The 19,094-nt window shown below is 53.8% G+C and carries 15 protein-coding genes; 7 read left to right on the top strand and 8 right to left on the bottom strand.

The window, feature by feature from the left end; all coding sequences use genetic code 11:
• Window positions 1-61 precede the first annotated feature (61 nt).
• Window positions 62-1,090 (bottom strand): hypothetical protein, encoded by a 1,029-nt coding sequence (locus tag J2I47_RS19710; RefSeq protein WP_207366328.1) that lies wholly within the window; start codon window positions 1,088-1,090, stop codon window positions 62-64.
• Between the two features lie 264 nt (window positions 1,091-1,354).
• The gene (locus J2I47_RS19705) at window positions 1,355-3,931 is read right to left on the bottom strand and encodes a TonB-dependent receptor (RefSeq protein WP_207366327.1); all 2,577 of its coding nucleotides are present in this window, start codon (window positions 3,929-3,931) and stop codon (window positions 1,355-1,357) included.
• A 275-nt stretch (window positions 3,932-4,206) separates the two neighbouring features.
• Here J2I47_RS19705 and J2I47_RS19700 point away from each other — a divergent pair, with 275 nt between their 5' ends.
• Window positions 4,207-5,274: a sensor histidine kinase gene (locus J2I47_RS19700; RefSeq protein ID WP_207366326.1), complete on the top strand. Its 1,068-nt coding sequence runs from the start codon at window positions 4,207-4,209 to the stop codon at window positions 5,272-5,274.
• Window positions 5,275-5,317: 43 nt separating this feature from the next.
• Entirely contained in the window at window positions 5,318-6,073 is a 756-nt protein-coding gene (locus J2I47_RS19695) for a LytR/AlgR family response regulator transcription factor (RefSeq protein WP_207366325.1), read from the top strand.
• A 163-nt stretch (window positions 6,074-6,236) separates the two neighbouring features.
• On the opposite strand, the gene J2I47_RS19690 is transcribed toward J2I47_RS19695, so the two are convergent.
• A complete protein-coding gene (locus J2I47_RS19690; protein ID WP_229374804.1) occupies window positions 6,237-6,695 on the bottom strand; it encodes a YsnF/AvaK domain-containing protein in 459 nt (152 codons plus the stop codon).
• Between the two features lie 203 nt (window positions 6,696-6,898).
• On the opposite strand from J2I47_RS19690, the gene J2I47_RS19685 reads away from it, so the two are divergent.
• Window positions 6,899-7,750, top strand: a complete 852-nt coding sequence (locus J2I47_RS19685; protein WP_207366324.1) for an aminotransferase class IV — start codon at window positions 6,899-6,901, stop codon at window positions 7,748-7,750.
• Here J2I47_RS19685 and J2I47_RS19680 read toward each other — a convergent pair.
• Window positions 7,737-8,186 carry a DUF4143 domain-containing protein gene (locus J2I47_RS19680; protein WP_229374802.1) on the bottom strand — a complete coding sequence of 150 codons (450 nt, stop codon included), beginning with the start codon at window positions 8,184-8,186 and terminating at the stop codon, window positions 7,737-7,739. The genes J2I47_RS19685 and J2I47_RS19680 overlap by 14 nt on opposite strands.
• A 329-nt stretch (window positions 8,187-8,515) precedes the next feature.
• Complete coding sequence (locus J2I47_RS19675) at window positions 8,516-9,037, bottom strand: KdsC family phosphatase (protein WP_207366323.1); 522 nt, start codon at window positions 9,035-9,037, stop codon at window positions 8,516-8,518.
• A gap of 121 nt (window positions 9,038-9,158) precedes the next feature.
• On the opposite strand from J2I47_RS19675, the gene J2I47_RS19670 reads away from it, so the two are divergent.
• Window positions 9,159-10,565 carry a methyltransferase RsmF C-terminal domain-like protein gene (locus J2I47_RS19670; RefSeq protein WP_207366322.1) on the top strand — a complete coding sequence of 469 codons (1,407 nt, stop codon included), beginning with the start codon at window positions 9,159-9,161 and terminating at the stop codon, window positions 10,563-10,565.
• A 29-nt stretch (window positions 10,566-10,594) separates the two neighbouring features.
• Here J2I47_RS19670 and J2I47_RS19665 read toward each other — a convergent pair whose 3' ends face one another.
• Window positions 10,595-11,434, bottom strand: coding sequence for a M23 family metallopeptidase (locus tag J2I47_RS19665; RefSeq protein WP_207366321.1), 840 nt, complete (start codon window positions 11,432-11,434; stop codon window positions 10,595-10,597).
• A 124-nt stretch (window positions 11,435-11,558) separates the two neighbouring features.
• Between J2I47_RS19665 and J2I47_RS19660 the strand changes: the two genes are divergently transcribed.
• From J2I47_RS19660 to J2I47_RS19650, 3 genes are all read left to right on the top strand, one after another.
• On the top strand, window positions 11,559-12,584 hold the full coding sequence (locus J2I47_RS19660) for an alpha/beta hydrolase (RefSeq protein ID WP_207366320.1): 1,026 nt from the start codon (window positions 11,559-11,561) through the stop codon (window positions 12,582-12,584).
• A 39-nt stretch (window positions 12,585-12,623) separates the two neighbouring features.
• Window positions 12,624-13,532 (top strand): hypothetical protein, encoded by a 909-nt coding sequence (locus tag J2I47_RS19655; RefSeq protein WP_207366319.1) that lies wholly within the window; start codon window positions 12,624-12,626, stop codon window positions 13,530-13,532.
• 103 nt (window positions 13,533-13,635) lie between these two features.
• The gene (locus J2I47_RS19650; protein WP_207366318.1) at window positions 13,636-14,442 is read left to right on the top strand and encodes an enoyl-ACP reductase FabI; all 807 of its coding nucleotides are present in this window, start codon (window positions 13,636-13,638) and stop codon (window positions 14,440-14,442) included.
• Window positions 14,443-14,529: 87 nt separating this feature from the next.
• Here the strand turns inward: J2I47_RS19650 and J2I47_RS19645 are convergent, their stop codons facing one another.
• A complete protein-coding gene (locus tag J2I47_RS19645; protein ID WP_207366317.1) occupies window positions 14,530-17,601 on the bottom strand; it encodes an AAA family ATPase in 3,072 nt (1,023 codons plus the stop codon).
• Complete coding sequence (locus J2I47_RS19640; RefSeq protein ID WP_207366316.1) at window positions 17,573-18,826, bottom strand: exonuclease SbcCD subunit D C-terminal domain-containing protein; 1,254 nt, start codon at window positions 18,824-18,826, stop codon at window positions 17,573-17,575. Before J2I47_RS19640 ends, J2I47_RS19645 begins: the two co-directional genes overlap by 29 nt.
• Window positions 18,827-19,094 lie beyond the last annotated feature (268 nt).

The raw sequence follows: 19,094 nt of genomic DNA, 5'->3' as shown, positions 1-19,094 counted from the left end.
ATACAGGTAGCCGCCAGTACCGTATAGATGACAGCGATAATACCGCCTCTACTACGCCCAACTAGTTGTTGGTTTGCGTAATTACGTTTGCATTGCCGTTGCCAATCTGCTCAATGTTGATCACCTGGCCCAGACTACCCGCCGCACTGGTTTGCGTGATAGTCAGCGTGTTGCCGTTGCCTACCTGTTTGGTCACGCCAGGCTGACCATAAGCGCTACCCGGCAGGCCCTGCACCACGTTGCCATCGCCGGTCTGCGTGAGGTTGAATGTGTTTAGATCGCCAAGCTGTAGCAACACCACCGCGTTGGCGTTTCCGTTCTGCCTGATCATGGCGTAGTTGTCGCTTGATGTGGCCGGACCCGCTGGATATGCATTCTGCACATTACCCTGAATGATAGTGGCCATGTTGTTGCTGCCTACGGTCATCTGGTCAATGTGTGCTTCGTTGCCCACGCTACTGGCATTAAGGTCGCTGCCCGCCGCCTGGGTAATCTGGCCGAAATTAGCTGTGCCACTCTGCTTGATATCGGCCAGCCCGGCTGTAGCACCGGCTGTCTGAATGATAATGGCCAGGTCGGTTGTGCCAGTTTGCGTTACAGTCGCGTCGTTGTTGGTTGCGTCGGCAACCTGCCTCACAAGCACCGTGTTTTGCGTATTCGACTGAATGATATTGGCGTAGTTGCCTTCGCTTTTGTCGGTTTGACTAACCGTGGCCGTCTGTCTGGTGTCTGTTTGTTTCACATAGGCCTCGTTGTTTTTGCTGAAGCCCATTGCCCCACCGCTCTGATCAATAGTGGCGACCTGGTTAATGTCGCGCTGATTAATACCGGCCTGATTGCCAATACTGTTGGTATTCTGGTTGATGGTAGCCGTGTTAAGTACCGTGCTGGTTTGGTAGGTGCCGGCCCAGTTGCCCTGGTTCGTGCCACTGCCCTGGTTTTGGGTAATCGTTGAGGCTTGGTTGGCCCCCGTCTGGCTCTGTATCGCCATCTGGTGAGAGCCGCTCTGGGTAAGTGTAACTGTATTCTGCGCCACCGAAGCAGTGGCAAAGGCCAGGAGGGCAGTACCCGAAAGGAAAATCTTCTTCATCGAGAAAAGGTCTATTTTGTGCAAGTAATGAACATATATCAAGAAGTTAAGTGGCGGAATAAAATTTATTAATTAGGCGGTACAAGTATGTACTATGCACTGATTTTATTTATTTGTTCTTACTCACCTATCCTGTAAATACAGATACAGTAGTCTGCCAGTTGAGGGAAGGCAACAAAAAGCCGGATACGCCAACGGCGTACCCGGCTTTTCATATTATCCAGGTTGTATTTAATCGTAAGCAACTGACTGACGCATAACGCGTTATTGCTCGTCTTCCTGCTGGCCGCCAGTATTGTTTTTCTTCCGCTTGCGGGTTTCAAACGTCATCTTGCCAATGCGGTAGTTGAGCGTCACTTTGATGTTCTGATTGTATAAATGATTGACGCCCGTTTGTTGCAGCGTGGGAGAAGCAAACGTCGACGTCATCATTACACCCCCAACAAAGTTTTCAGCGGCAAGGCCGATGCTGCCTGCCTTATTGGCAAAGTCGCGGCGCACACCCAGCGAGTACATATACATACCCCCCTGCTGCCCCTGCAACTGCACCCGTGGCCCACTCACGAAGGCGTTGGCCTGCGCGCCCCAGCCCTTGCCCAGCGTGAGTTGCGTCATCAACCGCCCGCCAATGATGAGGCCCGCGTTGGTCTGCGTTACCGACCGCCCGTCGAGACCCGTTACCTGCCCCTGCAAGGTGCGGTAATACAGATCAATGCCCCCGTTGACGCTCCATTTCTGGCTAAGCTGCACATTGCCGAACACGTTGCCCCCCAGCGTACGCTCGTAACCAATGTTGCTGAAGGTGGTGATGATACCGCCCGAAATAGTGTCGTTGGTGGTGCGTATCTGCGTGATTTCGTTGTTGGTTTGCCGCCCGAAGACGCTGAAATTCAGGTATGTCTTCTTGATGGTCGTGCTAAGGCCGAGTTCAATGTTATCGGTTAATTCGGGGCTGAGCGAGGGGTTGCCCCGGCTGATGTTCAACGGATTCGAGGCGTTCACGTTTGGGTTGAGTTGCTGCAAACCGGGCCGCTGAATCCGGCGATTATACCCCGCTTTCAGTGTCGTGTTTTTGCTGATCGGCTTCGACAGGTTGATACTGGGCACCAGGTTGCCGTAGTCGGGAATGGGTAGCAACTGGCCGTTGGTCCCGTAGGCGGTGATGTTTGTGTGTTCATAGCGGGCACCTACCTTCAGCGTGTATTTGCTCCGACTGGCGTAGGTATAGGAGAGGTAAGCCGCCTGAATACCCTGCTGGTAATCGAGCGAACCCGATGGGCTGCTGGGGTCCAGTATAAACGTGCTGCTGTTGCCGGTGGCATAGAGGTAGTTGAACTGGCTGTTTACCTGCCGCATAGTCAGCTTGGCGCCGGTCTCGATCAATTGCCGGGCACCCAGCGGCGTCTGGTAGTCGGCCTGGAAGATCAGTTCCTGGTTGGTGTTGTTGTTCAGGTTCTGCTGCTTGCGCAGAATCTCACTGCTGCCATTCAGCAGGTTGGCGGTGAAATCGTTGGTGACGTTGGCCCGGCTCATTTGCGCCGATACGCTTAATTCCTGCTGGGGTTTGTAGGTGTGCAGGTAGTCAATGCTGGCGTCGATACTGTTCGACAGGTTTTTGATCGCTACGTCGCGGTTGGTGCTGCTGGTGTAGAGACTATTGAGGTAGAAATCAGTAAGTTGCCGCTGTTGCTGCACAAAATTCCGGTTACCGAAACGGATGTTGGCGCTGATCGATTCGTTGGATTTCAGGTCGTAATCGCCGCCCAGGGTGTAGGTGCCAAACAAGGGATGGTCGCTCGCGCTGGCCTGTTGCAAACTCTGTTGCGTACCGGCGCTGGTCTGAGTGGTCTGGTTGAGCGTCGAGGCTGCCCGGTTGTACATGGCCCGCCCGAATGCGCCCAGCGTGAGGCCCAGTTTACCCTGCCGGTAGGAGCCGTTCAGGCCCAGGTTCGATCCTCGTGTGCCAGCGCCAATGTCGCCGTTAATAGTAATGCCATGAAGGGTGTTCTTCTTGGTAATGATGTTGATAATCCCCGCCGAACCTTCGGCGTCGTATTTGGCCGAAGGGCTGGTGATCACTTCCACGCTCTTGATCATGTCGGCGGGTAGCTGTTTCAGGGCGTCGGCTACGCTGGCAGCCACAATGGTGCTGGGCTTGTTGTTGATGAGCACCCGGATGTTGCTGCTACCCCGCAGACTCACGTTGCCGTCGAGGTCAATAGAGAGTAGCGGCACTTTTTTAAGAATATCCGACGCATCGCCACCCCGCGCCGTCAGGTCTTTTTCGGCGTTGTACACCAGCCGGTCCACTTTTTCTTCAATCATGGCCCGCTGGCCCGTCACGGTCACTTCGCCAAGCTGCCGCACGTCGGGGGCCAATATGACCGAGCCTAGGTTGAGGTCGGTTTTGTTTTCCAGTTTGATGGGCGCCGACGTGCGCGTCTGGTAACCAATAAACGAGTACTGAATGTTGTAGTCGCCGGCGGGCAGGTTTTTAAGCGAAAACCGTCCGCGCCCGTCGCTGACACTGCCATCTACGGGCTTGCCCGTAGCCACGCTGAGCAGGGCAACGGTAGCGTATTCAACAGGCTGGCCCGTCAGTGAATCGGTCAGGACACCGGCCAGTTTGGCATTGCCTTTGGGACCCTCGGGCGTATCGACACCCGGTACAAACTCCTTCTTTTTCTTTTCTTCCTGCCCGCGCCGGTCGCCGAAGCCACCGGGACCGCCCGGTCCACCAAAACCACCACCGCCCCCGCCGGGGGGACCAAATTGTGCCTGTGACAAAACCGGGATCAGTAGCAGTCCGGCGAAAAGAAGTGTGTGTAAGAAGCGGTTCATAGCCAGCGAGTTATATAATTGACGTTGGCAAAGGTTGACCCGTATGAATTATAATAAAAACAAGTGTAGAGACGTAGTAGGTATGTGTCGATGAAGGGGAGGAAAGGGAGGAGGGAAGAATGGAGGAAAGACGTTACTAACGCTAAAACACTTCACCAACGTTAGCAATGTCCTTCCTCTTTTCTTCCCTCCTCCCTTTCCTCTCCTTCATCGGCACACCTGCCTGCTTGGTCTACAGTTCATGATGAACTGTCTGGAAACCTGTAACTTCCGTTATGAAAATCCTCGAACGCTATCAGGGTTGGCTACATGCCCTGGGCTGGGCGCTCTTTGCCGGGCTACCGTTTTTAACGTTACCGCCGTTTCTCTGGAATCAGCAGGATTTGCTAAGCATCGGCATGGCGCAGCTACTGGTGGGAGGCACCATTGCTACCTGTTTTTATTATAACCTGCGCCGGCTCACGCCCGAATTCCTGGCTACGCAGCACCTCAATCGTTTTGTGCTTACCCTGCTGGGCATGCTGCTGGTGGTTGTGTTGGTGCGCATTGCCTGCTTTTACGGCTTCCCGCCGGGTGTGCATTACTCGCCCCGTGGCCGTCGGCGGCAGTTCACGCCCTGGCCCGGCACATTGAGCGCGTCGCTGTCGTTTGGGTTTGCCATGATTCTTAGCTCGTTGATTGCCCTCATCCGTCACCATGCCCGTCTGCGCGATCAACAGCAGCAGATGGCGCTGGGCAAAGTGTCGGCTGAACTGGCCATGCTGAAGCTGCAGGTTAGCCCCCATTTTTTATTCAACACGCTCAACAATATCCGCTGGCTGGCACGGCAGAAATCGCAAAAAACAGAAGATGCCGTGGTGAAGCTTTCGCAGCTACTACGCTACATGCTCTACCAGGCGCAGCGCGATCATGTGCCGCTAACCCAGGAGATTGAACACCTGCACCATTATATCGACCTGCAGCAGATGCGGCTGAATGACCGCCAAACCGTCGATTTCGCCGTAGAAGGACCGGTGGAACGGCTCCAGATCGAGCCGTTGCTGTTTATTCCGTTTGTGGAAAACGCGTTCAAATATGGACTACACGGCCAGGAAGCAGGCCATATTCAGATTCGGCTGGCTGTGCATGGCGACGAACTGCACTTTTCGGTTCAAAACCCTGATTTCGCCACCTCAGGTGCATCGTCCGAAGATTCAGGTATTGGCATTGCCAATGTAGCTCAGCGGTTATTGCTCCACTACCCCGGTCGGCATAATCTGCACTACGGCACCGAAAACGGTGTGTTTCGGGTTAACTTAATCCTGGAACAACTTAGCAGTGTGCAGTATGCCATGACAACGTAAGCGTATCATCCACTGCCCCTTGCTTTTTACTGCCTATTGTAACATGCGCTGCATCGCTATTGACGACGAACCTTTTGCGCTGGATTTGCTGGCCGACGATATTCAAAAAATACCGTTTCTTGACCTGGTGGGAAAATACAGCAATCCGCTGGAAGCCTATGAACCCATTCGGCGCGGGCAGGTCGATCTGCTGTTTCTGGACATTCAGATGCCCACGCTGACCGGACTGCAGTTTCTGCGTACCCTCAGCCAGCCGCCTATGGTCATCCTGACTACCGCCTATGATCAATACGCGCTGGACGGTTATACCTTCGATGTGGTCGACTATCTGCTTAAGCCCATCCCATTCGAGCGTTTTCTAAAGGCTGTTTCCAAAGCCTACGACCTGTTTCTGCTTCGACATAATCAGCCGGTGAACCCGCCGGTGACGCTGACGGAGCTGCCCGTTGCGCCCGCGCCGGTAGTGACGCTGCCCGCCGAACGAACGTTCTTTTTCGTCTTCGCCGAATACCAGGAAATACGCATTTACCACGACGAAGTGCTGTACGTGGAAGGGTTAAAGGATTACGTCAAAATTTTCGTTTCGGGCCAGCAAAGGCCTATTCTCAGCCGCCTGACCTTAAAATCCATCCACGCCAAACTGCCCGAATCGCGCTTTTGCCGGGTTCACAAATCGTATATCGTGGCCCTGGATAAGATCACGGCGTTTCAGCGAACCAACCTCACCATTGGCAAACAGGTCATTCCTGTGGGCAGTAGTTACGTCGACGAGTTTGAGCGGTGTTATGGCGTGAGCTAAAGGCAAAAAGCCAGCCTGCAAAAGCAGACTGGCCGGAGCTACGGTTGGGTATTGGGCACGGAATACAACTGGATGCGATACAGGCAGCAGTGTCGAAAATGTCGACTACATTTTTACGGTAAGCTGATCATGTAAGATCGGTTAATCTATTGTTAGTGAGTTTCTATACGTCGTCGGTAGGCGAGAGTCGCTCTACAGTGACTGCCTCGCGCCGGAGCGTAACCGTTTGATTGTCTACCGTCTGGAACTGCCGTTTTGTGACCCTGATTTCTTCCACCAGCACGTAGCGGATAGAGGTAACAACCTCTTCCCGAACCACCGGAATAATGTAGGTATCACCTTCGTAACGGGCCGCGGGTGCTTCAGGAACGACTTCGTTAAACGGTATGCGCTGCACGTCGATCTCCTCATGATTGAGCAGGGTATTCACCTGCTGCACATCGTCGAAAACCTGTTTGCTAATACGAATTCGTCCGGTTTCATCCGTTTCTTTGTGTACATGAACCTGCTCTTCGATCACGGGAATAACGACCGTTGACTCAGCCGGCATTGCCTGTGATGAGGTACTGGCCAACTCAGTTGGAGATGCAGAAGCGGGCTGTTCAGCCACAGAATTGTTCATATAACTACAAGGTCTATAGAATTATAGGCATAAGCGAAAAGTGATGGACATGGTTATTAAAAACCGTGTGTTAATGAACGAACAGTCATTATCTGCTATATAATATATTGACTGTCAACACATTGTTTTATCGTTAAATTTTTGCGTTTCATCCCCGGCTTTTTGTTTAGGCATCACAACCGCGTTGCTCACTACCAGTTTACATGACTTACTACGGCTACTTTAACGGCATTATACAACCTACAGATCAAATCGGCGTGGGCGTAACCGACCTGGGTTTGTTGCGTGGGTTTGGCCTGTTCGATTATTTCCTGACCTACAACGGGAAGCCCTTTCAGTGGGATTGGTATTGGGAGCGGTTCCGCCATTCGGCGGAGAAAATGACGTTGACGCTGCCCCTCTCGCGGGAAGAGACCTACGCCATTCTGCTGGATTTGTTGCGGCGGTCCGGCCAGCCCGGACCGGTACGCCGGAGCGGCGGGACCGCCGACGTAGCCTTCCGGCTGGTGATGACCGGTGGTTATTCGCCCGATAGTATCAGTATTGTAAAGCCTAACCTGCTGATCCTGAGTGAGCCTATCCACCCCGTTCCCGCCGAACAGTATGAGCACGGTATCCGCGTGATACTGGATGAATACGTTCGCCCGATGCCCGAAGTAAAAACTACCGACTATCGGCACGTGATGTTATTGTCGGGAAAGATCAGGGAAGCTGGGGCGCAGGACGTACTGTATCACCTGCACGGCGAACTCAGCGAACTAAGCCGGAGTAACCTGTTTCTGGTGAAGGGCAACCGCCTTATCACCCCCAGCCGACATATTTTGCGGGGCATTACTCGTCGCACCGTAATGGACCTGGCCCGCCCCGATTTCCAGATCGACGAACGCCCGGTTTTACTTTCAGACCTCTACGACGCCGACGAGGCCTTCACCACCAGCAGCAACAAAAAAGTGCTTCCAATTGTTAGGATCGGCGATCTTCCTGTCGGAAATGGTCATGTAGGCCCAGTGGCACGGGAGTTGCTGGATCGGTTCAGGAGCTTTACAAACTCGTGACACCCTGCCAGCCGACCACGGTAGCACCAGTGCGTTTCTGGTCTTCGCTGCCCGCATAAAGCAGATAATCATCGCCGGTTGTTTCAGTTAATTTTCTGAAGTGGATCAGGTTTTCAAGATGATCCGAGCTGACAGTCTGGCTGTACTTCATTTCATAGCTGGTAAAACCATTCGGCTGCTCTTCCAGCAGGTCTACCTCTACATGATTGCTGTCCTGCCAGAAATAGAAGTGGGGAGACTGCCCGGCATTTAGTCTGTTTTTCATTAATTCTGCAACCATCGCGTTTTCAAACAAGCTGCCCCGCTGATAATAGCTCTCTACCTGTTGAGCTTCTGTCATTGTAAGCAGACTGCAGGCCAGACCCGTATCGTAGAAGTACAGTTTTGGACTTTTAATAACTCGCTTGTTAAAATTTTGGTAGTAGGGCTGGAGCAAAAAAATGATTGAGAAAGACGTACTGGTAGTTGGGCAGCAGGTTCTGTAGCAGCGTTGTTTTGCCCAACTGCCGGGGCTAGTCAGAAACGCAATCGGGAATTTATTGACTAGATCTAGTACCTTCTCGGCTATTGTGAGTGACCCAGCACGGGGGGCTATTTTATGTAGATTTAAAGTTGAACTTTAAATCTACATAAAATAGCCCCCTAAACTGTCTGGAATCTCAAAAGGATAACACCTTGCTACTGTCGTTGGTGCGGATGTGCTTGCGGTAGTGAACAGCCAGGAGCAGTCACGCTCCCTTGTATGAAGATGGGTAACAACGCTTGCTAAAGCCACGTTGCCCAGTTGCCCTGTGCTTTCATGACCTGCTCGATCACGTCGCGCACGGCTCCGCGTCCACCCACCACAGGCGAGATATAGTCGCAAACGGCCTGAATCTCGTCGGCGGCATCGGCGGGACAAGTGCTCAACAGGGCCTGACGACTTAGAATAGCGTGATCGGGTAGATCGTCGCCCATGTAGAGCACCTGGTTTTCGGGGATACTGTCGCGGTTGAGATAGCCAAGGTAGGCGTTTACTTTCTGGTCGGTGGGGCCACCCATAAACACGTCTTTGATGCCCAAAAAGGCCAGCCGTTTCCGAACACCGTCCTGATTGCCCGCCGATACCACCGCCACGCGATAGCCCGCCTTGATAGCCTGTTCAATGCCATAACCGTCGCGGATATAAAAGGTGCGGTACATTTCGCCGGAAGCCAACGCGTTTACGGTGCCGTCAGTGAGCACGCCATCAACGTCAAAAATGAAGGTGGTAATCTGCTTGAAGCGGTCAGTCAATGTAGTTGTCATAAAGCAAAGGTAGAGGATGGCGGATATTGGACGTTGGACGTTAGATACTACTTATGAAAGCAGACTCGTGCGTAACCAATGTCCAGTAGCCAACGTCCAACATCTCCTACCTTTGTTCTCTATGCAAGTATTCAACCTGCCTGCGGCTTTCGAGGCGCAGATGCAGCAACAACTCGGTCCAGACTATCCTGCTTTTGTTGCCGCGCTGGCTACCCCGCCGCCCGTTAGCATTCGCCTCAATCCCCGCAAGCCGGGGTTCAATACGGCTGGCCTGACACCTGTGCCCTGGTGCGAAACAGGAGTCTATCTGTCCGAAAGGCCCGTTTTTACCCTCGATCCGCTTTTTCAGGCGGGGGCCTACTATGTGCAGGAAGCCTCGTCGATGCTGCTGGCCGAGGCCATTCGGCAAACGGTTGGACAGACCAGGGCGTATGTTGGTCGGCCACCTGTTCGAGCGCTGGACCTTTGTGCGGCGCCGGGTGGCAAAAGTACATTGATGGCCTCTACGCTGCCGCCCAACAGTGTGTTGGTGTGTAATGAAGTAATCCGGTCGCGGGTGCCGGTGCTTCGCGAAAACATCGACAAGTGGGGGTACGCCAACGTAGTGGTTAGTCATCACGACCCCGAAGATTTTGCGCCGCTGGCCGGATTTTTCGACCTCGTCATGATCGACGCGCCCTGTTCGGGTGAAGGATTATTCCGGAAAGACCCGAAGGCCGTGGGCGAATGGTCGCCGGAGCATGTGCAGTTGTGTTCGGCCCGGCAGGGACGCATTCTGGCTGCTTCGGCACCGCTCGTAGCCGAAGATGGCTGGCTTATCTACAGTACCTGTACCTACAACGACGCCGAGAATGGCCTGGCCGTGCAGTGGCTCTCCGACCATGGTTTTCAGAACCATCCCCTCAACCTCCCCCCCGATTCAGCCAGTGCATGGGGGATCACCGAACGCGTTTTTGGGAATAGTGTAGGTTACCAGTGCTACCCGCATCGGGTCAGGGGCGAAGGCTTCTTCATCAGTCTATTCCGCAAAACGGGTTCGGCGGCGTCGCCGGTGGCCAAAACGCGCGGGTTTAAGTCGGCCCGGCTAGTGCATCATAAGCAGGTGGGTGCGTTGAAACCTTTCCTGCGCCATGCCGATCAGTTTTCGTTCTGGCAAAAGCCCAACGACGAGATCCTGGCCGTGCCCATTGCGCTCGAAAAAGAACTCGTTATGCTCGACGGGGCACTACGCAGCAAAGGGTTTGGTATTGAGATGGGCCTGTTTAAAGGACAGGATTTTCTGCCCAACCATGCCCTAGCGCTCAGTACCGAACTTGCCCCTGACCTCCCCGGTGTTGACCTTACCCGCGAGGAATCCCTGCATTATTTCAAAAAGGAAAACCTTCTGTTGCCCGGTGCCCCCCGTGGTTGGTTACTGGCTCGCTATGAGGGACTGCCGCTGGGCTGGATGAAAAACCTCGGCAATCGCGTCAACAACTACCTGCCCAAAGACTGGCGTATCCGCATGGACATACCAGAATACACGTAGCCGGCAACACAACAAGAGTACCCCGTAACTTACTGTACCTGAGGCATATCAGACGGATCCATCAGCAGATACCCTGGATTGACCTTTTCGCTATGCCAGCGAACGCCAAAGTGAAGGTGTGGCCCCGTTGTGCGCCCAGTGTCGCCGGCAACGCCTATTTTTTCCCCCTTCGTTACCGTCTGATTTGGCTTTACCGCGATGGACTTGAGGTGAAAATATTCGGTTAGCAGGCCGTTACCATGATCTATGTACACCGAATTACCGCTGAAAAAGTGGTTAGCTGCCAGCACCACCCGACCATTGGCCACGCTCAGCACGGGCGCTCCGGCCCCAACCGGATAGTCGGTGCCGGTATGGCGGTCGGCTTTTTGTCCGGCAAATGAGCGGCAGTTGCCAAAGCCTTCACCCTTGCCGAGCTTAGCCGCGGGTTTGGCTACGGGTAGGTCGAACACGGCAGGTTTCTCTTCATTTTTATACATCAGAATGGGGTTCAGCTCGTCCATCTCTTTGCGGTGCCGGGCCAGATTGGCTGCTGAGACCTTGATGTACTCCATTTTTTTGAAGTTCTTGAGGTCTTCCTGCTTGCAGGGTTTCTCGGCTACGATCAGTTGGGCGCTTTCGAGTTTACCTCCCGTAGTCCGGCGTGAAATCGTGTAGGTGCCTGCTTTCTTCTCCATGTCAATAGGGTAGTAGCAGGTGCCGTTGACGGGGTTCCAGGCGCGGTCGTCAAAACTGCACCGCTGGCAGTTGCCCGTCCAGCGTACTACGGTTCCCTGTGCAGCCGAAACAGATCGAGAAGGTGTGGCGGTTTGTGCCCGAACGGTTGTTCCGGTAATGAGCAGTAAGCCGGCTAGTGTAAATCGGTTCATGGTCAGATGCGTTAATGAATCCTGTAGTCAACCAGGACTGGGCAGTAGTGGTTAGGCTCAGTAAACTTTTCATAGGCAATGGACCGTTCGTGAGCCCAACCCTTACCTGTCATTTACATTAACCATGAAACGACCTCTTCAAATCGCCGGTGGCTTGCTGCTGCTACTTGTCATCGTGTATATGCTGGGTCCACGACCGCAGTTCGAGCCGGTTCGGGCCGAGGCACCCGTGCTGAAAACGGCTTTGTCTGCCCTGGAGAAATCCATCATAGCTACCGAGCAACAGGCAGGCCTGAAACCCGACAACGATGCCCGTATTGTTTGGGCCGACAGCCTGCATAAGCAAAAAACAGCCGTCAGCATGGTCTATATCCCTGGTTTTGGCGCCTCCTGGGCCGAGGGTGACCCGGTGCATAAACGGCTGGCGAAGCATTTCGGCTGTAATCTCTACCTGGCCCGGCCCTATGAACATGGCCTGAAATCGCCTGACGCTTTTAAAAAACTAACCCCCGCCGCCTACGCTGCCTCTGCTGAGCAGGCACTGGCTGTTGGGCGGTTGCTGGGTAACCGGGTAGTTGTTGTGGGCACGTCGGCGGGGGGAATGCTGTCGCTGTATCTGGCGACCCATCATCCCGATCTGGCTGCCGTAGTACTGTATTCTCCCTGCGTGGCGGTAGCTAACCCGGCGTTGGCACTAGCCACGATGCCCTGGGGACGTGAAATCACGAACCTCGCCCTGGGCGATGAACACGTCAATATCACTCATTACAAGCCTGACCGTGCCCGCTACTGGCTCACGCGATACCATACCAATGGCCTCATTACGCTCCAGACCATGATAGACACGTATATGACGCCTGGCCAGTTTGCCCAGGTGAAGCAGCCCCTGTTTATGGGCTACTATTATAAAGATGAGGACCATCAGGACAAAGTCGTATCGGTGCCGGCTATGCTCACTATGTTTGACCAGTTGGGTACCCCGGCCGACAAAAAAGTGAAGACGGCTTTCCCCAGGGCGGGTGATCACGTCATTGCGTCGCACTTCACATCGGGTGAGCTGGAAGGCGTTTACCGGGCCACTGAGTTTTTCCTGAACCGAACCGTAGGTCTGGTGCCCGTATCGCAGGAGACATCCTTGGCGGTTCATTAGGGCAGACGTAGTTTTGCGCTTCAATCAATTCCGCTGTTAATGCCCACCCCTAACTCTGTCGACGTTGCCGTTAGTGTTTATGGCAAACCTTACATAACGGCGGTCACGCTGCTTTCGCTGCTGAAGCAGTCGGGACAATGGATCGACACCATCTATTTTATTGAAGAGCGTCAACAGCCCGAGGGCACCAGTCTGGCTTTCCTGAAACGCCTCCTGAAGCCCTATAATGTGGTTTACTACCGGCCCTGGATGAACTATGGCTACCGGAACATGCTCACCGACAAACGGCGTTATTTGTTGCCCATTCCCCTGTTCCGGCGGTCGGTACGCTATCAATATGCCTGGGAGAAGACCGATAAAGCCCACCTGTTTATCACGCACAACGATGTCCTGTACACCGACGATCTGGTGAAAGCTTACCTCGACCATATCGGCGACGGCCTCGGCATTGGCAAAGTGGGACAGTGCTGGAACTGCCCGGCCTACAAGGAAGGGCTTTGCAACGGTGATCGCTATACGCACTATCGGCCAGACGTGGCTGAGGTAGAATCCCTCTATGCAAAGCACGGCGACCCGCGTGGAGGTGGCTACAAGCGGCAGCTAGCCGCGCAAGGCGCCTGGCCGCTCCCCGAATGTCGCCTGAACGAGTATGCCTGTCTGATTGACATGACCAAAGCCCGGTCTATTACGCAGCCTGAAGGGGCCGCCCGTCCATTTGGCTTTTTCGGCAACATCGATACCGCCAGTGAGTGGTTTAAGGACATTAACCACATGGGCTATACCGTCACCAACTTCGACTACGACCCTTACGCCTCCCACAGTTGGGTCAACGCCATCAATAACGGCCATCGTGCTCTGTCTGACCGGTCGATCTACGAGGCCGAGGAGGCTATTGCCCGTCAGTATTTGCAAACAGAATTTGGGCTTACCGCCGCTCAACTGGCCTGAACAGGCTTATTAGGCTTACTTTTGCCTTTCCTCAATGAGTAAGTGCTGCAACCAACTGCATTATTCATTGTACATTATTCATTGTACATTATTCATTCAACCAATGGCTTACGGACTACTGAACGGAAAGCGCGGCATCATTTCAGGTGCCCTCAACGAGCAATCAATTGCCTGGAAAGTGGCCCTCAAGGCCAAAGAGGAGGGCGCTATTTTTACGCTGACTAACGCCCCCATTGCCATGCGCATGGGCGAAATCAATAAGCTTGCTGAGCAGTGTGACGCCCAAATTATTCCCGCCGACGCTACCTCAACCGAGGATATGGACAAGCTGTTCACCCAATCGCAGGAGGTGCTTGGCGGCAAGATCGACTTTGTGTTGCACAGCATCGGCATGAGCCCCAACATCCGCAAGGGTCGCGCCTACACCGACCTGAACTATGAGTGGTTCAAACAAAGCCTCGACGTGTCGGCCATGTCGCTGCACAAGATGTTGCAGGTAGCTTACAAACAGGATGCTATGGCCGAATGGGGTTCTGTGGTGGCACTAACCTACATGGCGGCCCAGCGTACCTTCCCTTTCTATACCGATATGGCTGAAGCCAAAGCCATGCTCGAATCGGTAGCCCGCAGCTTTGGTTACCACTACGGCAAGTTCCGCAAAGTGCGCGTGAACACGGTGTCGCAATCACCCACGGTTACTACGGCGGGTTCGGGCATCGGCGGCTTCGACAAGTTCTACAACTTCGCCGACAAGATTGCCCCCCTCGGCAACGCCTCCGCCGACCAGTGCGCCGACTACTGCCTCACCCTCTTCTCTGACTTCACCCGCATGGTAACCATGCAAAACCTTTTCCACGACGGTGGCTTCGTCTCAACGGGCGTATCGCAGGAAGTAATGGAAGGACTGTAGCAAGAGTTTTCAGCTTATTGTTTACCGTTTTCAGTTGGCTGACGCCAGCGTGCGTTCGCGTCAGCCAACTGAAAACGGTAAACTTCTTCAACTGACTAGATAGCACCGACTATTGCCATCGATGCCGCGCTCTACCTGAATTTGCACGGTGATGCGCTCTTTAATCTCATGCCGGTGTGAGATGATGCCAATGGTTTTCTGGCTATCCTGTTGCAGTTTTTCCAGCATCACAATGGCGGTATCCAGCGATTCGGGGTCGAGCGTACCAAATCCTTCGTCGATAAACAGGCTGTCGATCTGCACATTTTGCGAAGCTAGATCAGACAGCCCCAGGGCCAGGGCCAGGCTCAGCGTAAACGTTTCGCCACCCGACAAACTCGTGATTGTTCGTTCGGCCTGCCCCTGATAGAGGTCTACCACAAACAGCTCTTCCTGTTCATCGCGCGGCGAGAGAAGCAGGTACCGATCGGTCAGATCTTTCAAACGGCGGTTGGCCAGACCAATCAGCTGTGCCAGCGTCAGGCTCTGCGCAAACTTGCTGAAGTTATCCCCTTTAGCGCTGCCAATCAGCTTACTCAGTTCTTTCCAGGGCATCGCGTCGGCTTCCATCTGACCCAGCTCGGCAATGCTTTTCTGGTGAATACCAACCACTTTTTTGTTCCCATCCAGCGCCGACCGGGCATAGCCCGATTCAGACAAAATTCGGTCGTGTTCCCGCCTCGCAGCATCGAATGAGGCCTTTACATCGGCAGGAGAGAGATCTGTCTTGCGGGCTTTGTGGGCGTTTTCCAGACGGCGTTGTTCGTCGGCCATACGTTGATCCAACTCAATCCGGTCACGGTCCAGCTCGTCGCGCAGTTTGCGCAGCTTTTGCGTTGTGCCCGTGTCCAGCAGCCGTTCGCGGGCTGTTTCGGCCGTTTCAATGTTCAGCTTTTTCAGCAGCGGTTTCAGGGCCGTCACCACCCGGCGTTCATCGGCCAGCACCCGACGTTCGTCTTCGTCCAGACGGCGTTGTACCTCCGTCTGCGTAGCCATGCGGCCCTGCACATCGGCGAGTGATTTCAGCAATGTCCCCGCCCGAACAGCCCAGTCGTCACCTGGATACAGTCGTTGTTTTTCTGCTGTTACAACCTGAATTGTTTTGGCATACTCTTGTAAATCAGCAAGTTGATAGGTAATCTGTTGCAGGGTTCGTAACTGCTCCCAAAGTGAGCGGAGGACATTCAGATCGGCTTGTACTACGCCCAATGCCCTTTGTTCACTTCTGAATGCTTCAGGCCCCGCATCGGCATCGACCCCGTTTTTCTCGCGCAGGTCGTTGATTTCGTTCCGTTTTGCTTTGAACTGATCCTGTAACGCTTTGCGGGTACGTTCGGCCTCGCCAAGTTGGGCTTCCTGCCTAATGAGTGTGTCAGACAGTTGTTTCGTAACGGCCGCCGCCTGCCGCTGATCTTCTTTCGCCAGCAGTAATTGTGCCGCCACCGTGCCCAACTGATTCACAAAATGCGTGGCATAGGGGTGTTCCAATGACCCACATAATGGGCAGGGGTCACCGTCGGTCAGACCCTCGCGCAGGGCCGTTAGGTTCACCTCGTCACTCATGCGGCGCTGCGCTGCTTCAGCCTGCATAACGGCTTCATTGGCAAGCTGTTCACGTGCTTGAGCATCAGCAAGCAATGGTTTATTCGCCTCAATATCAGCCAGTAACGCACCAATAGGCTCGGCTATTTTCTGGCCTTTTAAAATCCGGTCCTGTTGCTCCTCTTCCAACAGAGCCAGTGTAGTCAGCAGTTTGTCGCGGTCGATAGCCTGCTGCAACCGTTCCGGTAACGTTGTTGGTGATACGTCAGAATAGGTAAGCTGAAGCAGGTCGATTTGTTGCTGCGTCTTTCCCTGCTCGGTAGCAACTCGCTCCTGCGCGGCCACTGAGTCGGCCAGGGTCAGATACCGCAGGTCGAGAGCTACCGGGGCTTGCTGCCGAATGGTCTGGAGCAGGGGGGCGGCAGCATTCTGGGCGCTGCTTACCCGATCCTGCAGCGCCTTTAGCTGGTCGCGGAACAGTTCTATGGCCCCGGCAGCGTCTTTCTGGGTCAGTTTTTTTTTGCCTACAAAAACTGCTGCTTCCACCAGCAGTTCATCCAGTTGGCTGGTCAATTGGGCGCTGTCAGCCAGGGTGGCGGTACGGCTCTGCTTTATGTTGGCCAGGGCGCGTTCACTGCCTGCCAGTTCAGTGAGCAAACCCGCCAGCGGCGTCACCAGGTCGTGTTGTTCCAGGCGCAGGCGGTCGGTGGCAAACTCTGCGAAACGCGCCTGTAGCTTTTCATCATCTTTAGCACAACGGGCCAAGGCAGTCTCGGCTTTTTCGGCATCATCGACGGCCTTTTTTTCGGCTTCAAGCAGCTTTGACTGCGTCTTTAGCTCATCGAGGCGCTCGTCAGCTTTGGTCAACTGGTCGGTGAGTTCAGCCACTTTTTCATCCGACAGCATCCGAATCGACGAAATGCTGATGCGCTTGTCGCTGATCTGCTGATCCAGCCATTTGCTGTGCTCAAACGCCCGGCGACTCAACTGCCGGTAGATTTCGGTGCCGGTCAGTTTCTCCAGCATCTTGCTCCGCTCCGACGCCCGCGATTTCAAAAACTGGTCGAACGCCCCCTGCGCCAGCACAATAGACTTGATAAACTGTTCGTAACTGAGGCCAATCAGTTCTTCGTTCTTCTTCGGAAAATCGAGCAGGTTTTTAATCGGAAACAGGTTACCCTCCGGCTTGTCGTCGGGCAGGTGCGCCACTTCCATGTCATAATTATTCCAGTTGTTGTTGCGGTTTTTCCGAATCGACCACCGCGACCGGTAGCGGTTGCCGTCTACCTCATATTCCACTTCGGCATAAGCCGCCGTGTTGGGTTCCGCCGCCGCCTGCCGGTTTACAATCAGTCCATCGTCGCTGATATTGGCTCCTGAAATGGCCCCACTAAGACGCGGAAGACGATTGAACAGGGCCAGTGTCATTACATCGAGCAGCGTTGACTTGCCCGCGCCCGTTGGGCCGGAAATGACAAACAGGCCCGTTTCGCCCAGCAGGCCATCGGCAAACTGAATAGGTTCATGTTCGCCGTAGAACGAGTTTATGTTACGAAACCGGATTTGGCGAATTTTCATAGTTCACAGGAGCCGCTTGCTCCGTAACCAGCTTGTAGAGCTGTTGGTAGGTATGAATAAGTCCCTCACGCTGTTGCTCATCAACGTCTGACTGCGACAGTCGCTGCTCAAACACATCCAGATAAGTGAGGTCAGCCAGGTAAGTTTCGGCGCCAAACAAAGACTCCAGGCTTTTACGTTTGTTGCGAAATAGCAGACGCGTTTTAGCCAGTATAAAGGGGGCTTCCTTATAATCGCGCTGCAACTGATCGAAGTGCATGCGCGTGCTCAGGCTCTCTGTAGGTTCATCAACCAGAACCTCCACCAGTGCAGGGAGGGTGTGGGTACGCTCCAGCCCGTTCAACTGTTCTCTAACGTCTTCCAGAGACCCCGTAACGTGGAGTAGCTGCCGCGATTGAGGCACCGCTACCGATTCAATAGCCGTTACCAGCCCATTATCGACCGTGATTTCCAGAAGTTGATGCGCATTGGTACGTTCGCTGAAGCTCAGTGGAATCGGCGATCCGCAATACCGCACAGAGTCACTACCGCCCACCCGTTGCGGTACATGTATATGACCCAGGGCTACGTAGGCGAACCCATCAGGAAAATGTTCGCTCGAAAACGCCGCCTGACCGCCTACCGCATGAATCTCACGCTCGCTCTCTGAAACTGAAGCACCGTTAACATACAGGTGCCCCATTGCCAGAGAAGGCACACCGGCAAAGTCAGTATGGCAGTGGTCGGCAATACGTTCGTAGTGATTCCGAATACCCATCCGCACGGCTTCAACCCGATCCTCGTAGCGCTGACCGGAGATCGACTGCCGCAAATCAGCATCGCGCAGATAAGGTACCGCTGCTACTAATATGTCGACAGACCCATTGGCTAACCGAATCACCTCATCATGGCAGTTGCCACTGGTGCAGCCCACCACATGAATATTCAGGTGTCGCAGCAATTCTTTCGGGGCATTGAGCTTGGTAGCCGAATCGTGGTTGCCGCCCGTAATGATGATCGTTACCGATAGCGGCAGTAACTGCGTTAGAAACTGGTAATACAACTGCATCGACCCATCATTAGGGTTTGTTGTATCGAACACATCGCCCGAAATAAGCAGCACGTCAACCTGCCGTTGCTGGACGGTGTCAATTAGCCAGTTCAGAAAATAAGCGTGATCGTCCCGAAGATCAGAACGGTACAATCGTTTACCCAGATGCCAGTCTGCCGTGTGTAAAATCTTCATGATGCGCCAGTGTACCAACTTTGTTTTATCCTATTTCGCACGTCCACAGTGAGTTAGCAGACTGACACAGGAGAAGTAGGTACGCTGTTTGTTGTTTACTCGTAGCTAAAGTACTATTTAACGCCGAAAAATCCTGTTTGTATGCCGAACTGAAGGTGCTTAAAAAAAAGTTTGACACTGGTAATACTGCTAATCAGGCGTTTAGAGGCTATTTCTGAAATTTATCAAACTATTTTCAAACAAGGACTTGACATGGGGAGATAAAGGT

The organism is Fibrella rubiginis, from assembly GCF_017353185.1.
Taxonomy (GTDB): domain Bacteria; phylum Bacteroidota; class Bacteroidia; order Cytophagales; family Spirosomataceae; genus Fibrella; species Fibrella rubiginis.
The sequence above is the reverse complement of the archived record's forward strand: the minus strand, read 5'-3'. Positions and strand labels throughout refer to the sequence as shown.

Bases quoted from the DNA above. Each gene is read 5' to 3' on its own strand.
- J2I47_RS19665 (WP_207366321.1), bottom strand. From the start codon at position 11,434: ATGAACCGATTTACACTAGCCGGCTTACTGCTCATTACCGGAACAACC.
- J2I47_RS19655 (WP_207366319.1), top strand. From the start codon at position 12,624: ATGCCCACCCCTAACTCTGTCGACGTTGCCGTTAGTGTTTATGGCAAA.
- J2I47_RS19705 (WP_207366327.1), bottom strand. From the start codon at position 3,931: ATGAACCGCTTCTTACACACACTTCTTTTCGCCGGACTGCTACTGATC.
- J2I47_RS19660 (WP_207366320.1), top strand. From the start codon at position 11,559: ATGAAACGACCTCTTCAAATCGCCGGTGGCTTGCTGCTGCTACTTGTC.
- J2I47_RS19710 (WP_207366328.1), bottom strand. From the start codon at position 1,090: ATGAAGAAGATTTTCCTTTCGGGTACTGCCCTCCTGGCCTTTGCCACT.
- J2I47_RS19695 (WP_207366325.1), top strand. From the start codon at position 5,318: ATGCGCTGCATCGCTATTGACGACGAACCTTTTGCGCTGGATTTGCTG.
- J2I47_RS19700 (WP_207366326.1), top strand. From the start codon at position 4,207: ATGAAAATCCTCGAACGCTATCAGGGTTGGCTACATGCCCTGGGCTGG.
- J2I47_RS19640 (WP_207366316.1), bottom strand. From the start codon at position 18,826: ATGAAGATTTTACACACGGCAGACTGGCATCTGGGTAAACGATTGTAC.
- J2I47_RS19645 (WP_207366317.1), bottom strand. From the start codon at position 17,601: ATGAAAATTCGCCAAATCCGGTTTCGTAACATAAACTCGTTCTACGGC.
- J2I47_RS19650 (WP_207366318.1), top strand. From the start codon at position 13,636: ATGGCTTACGGACTACTGAACGGAAAGCGCGGCATCATTTCAGGTGCC.
- J2I47_RS19690 (WP_229374804.1), bottom strand. From the start codon at position 6,695: ATGAACAATTCTGTGGCTGAACAGCCCGCTTCTGCATCTCCAACTGAG.
- J2I47_RS19675 (WP_207366323.1), bottom strand. From the start codon at position 9,037: ATGACAACTACATTGACTGACCGCTTCAAGCAGATTACCACCTTCATT.
- J2I47_RS19685 (WP_207366324.1), top strand. From the start codon at position 6,899: ATGACTTACTACGGCTACTTTAACGGCATTATACAACCTACAGATCAA.
- J2I47_RS19670 (WP_207366322.1), top strand. From the start codon at position 9,159: ATGCAAGTATTCAACCTGCCTGCGGCTTTCGAGGCGCAGATGCAGCAA.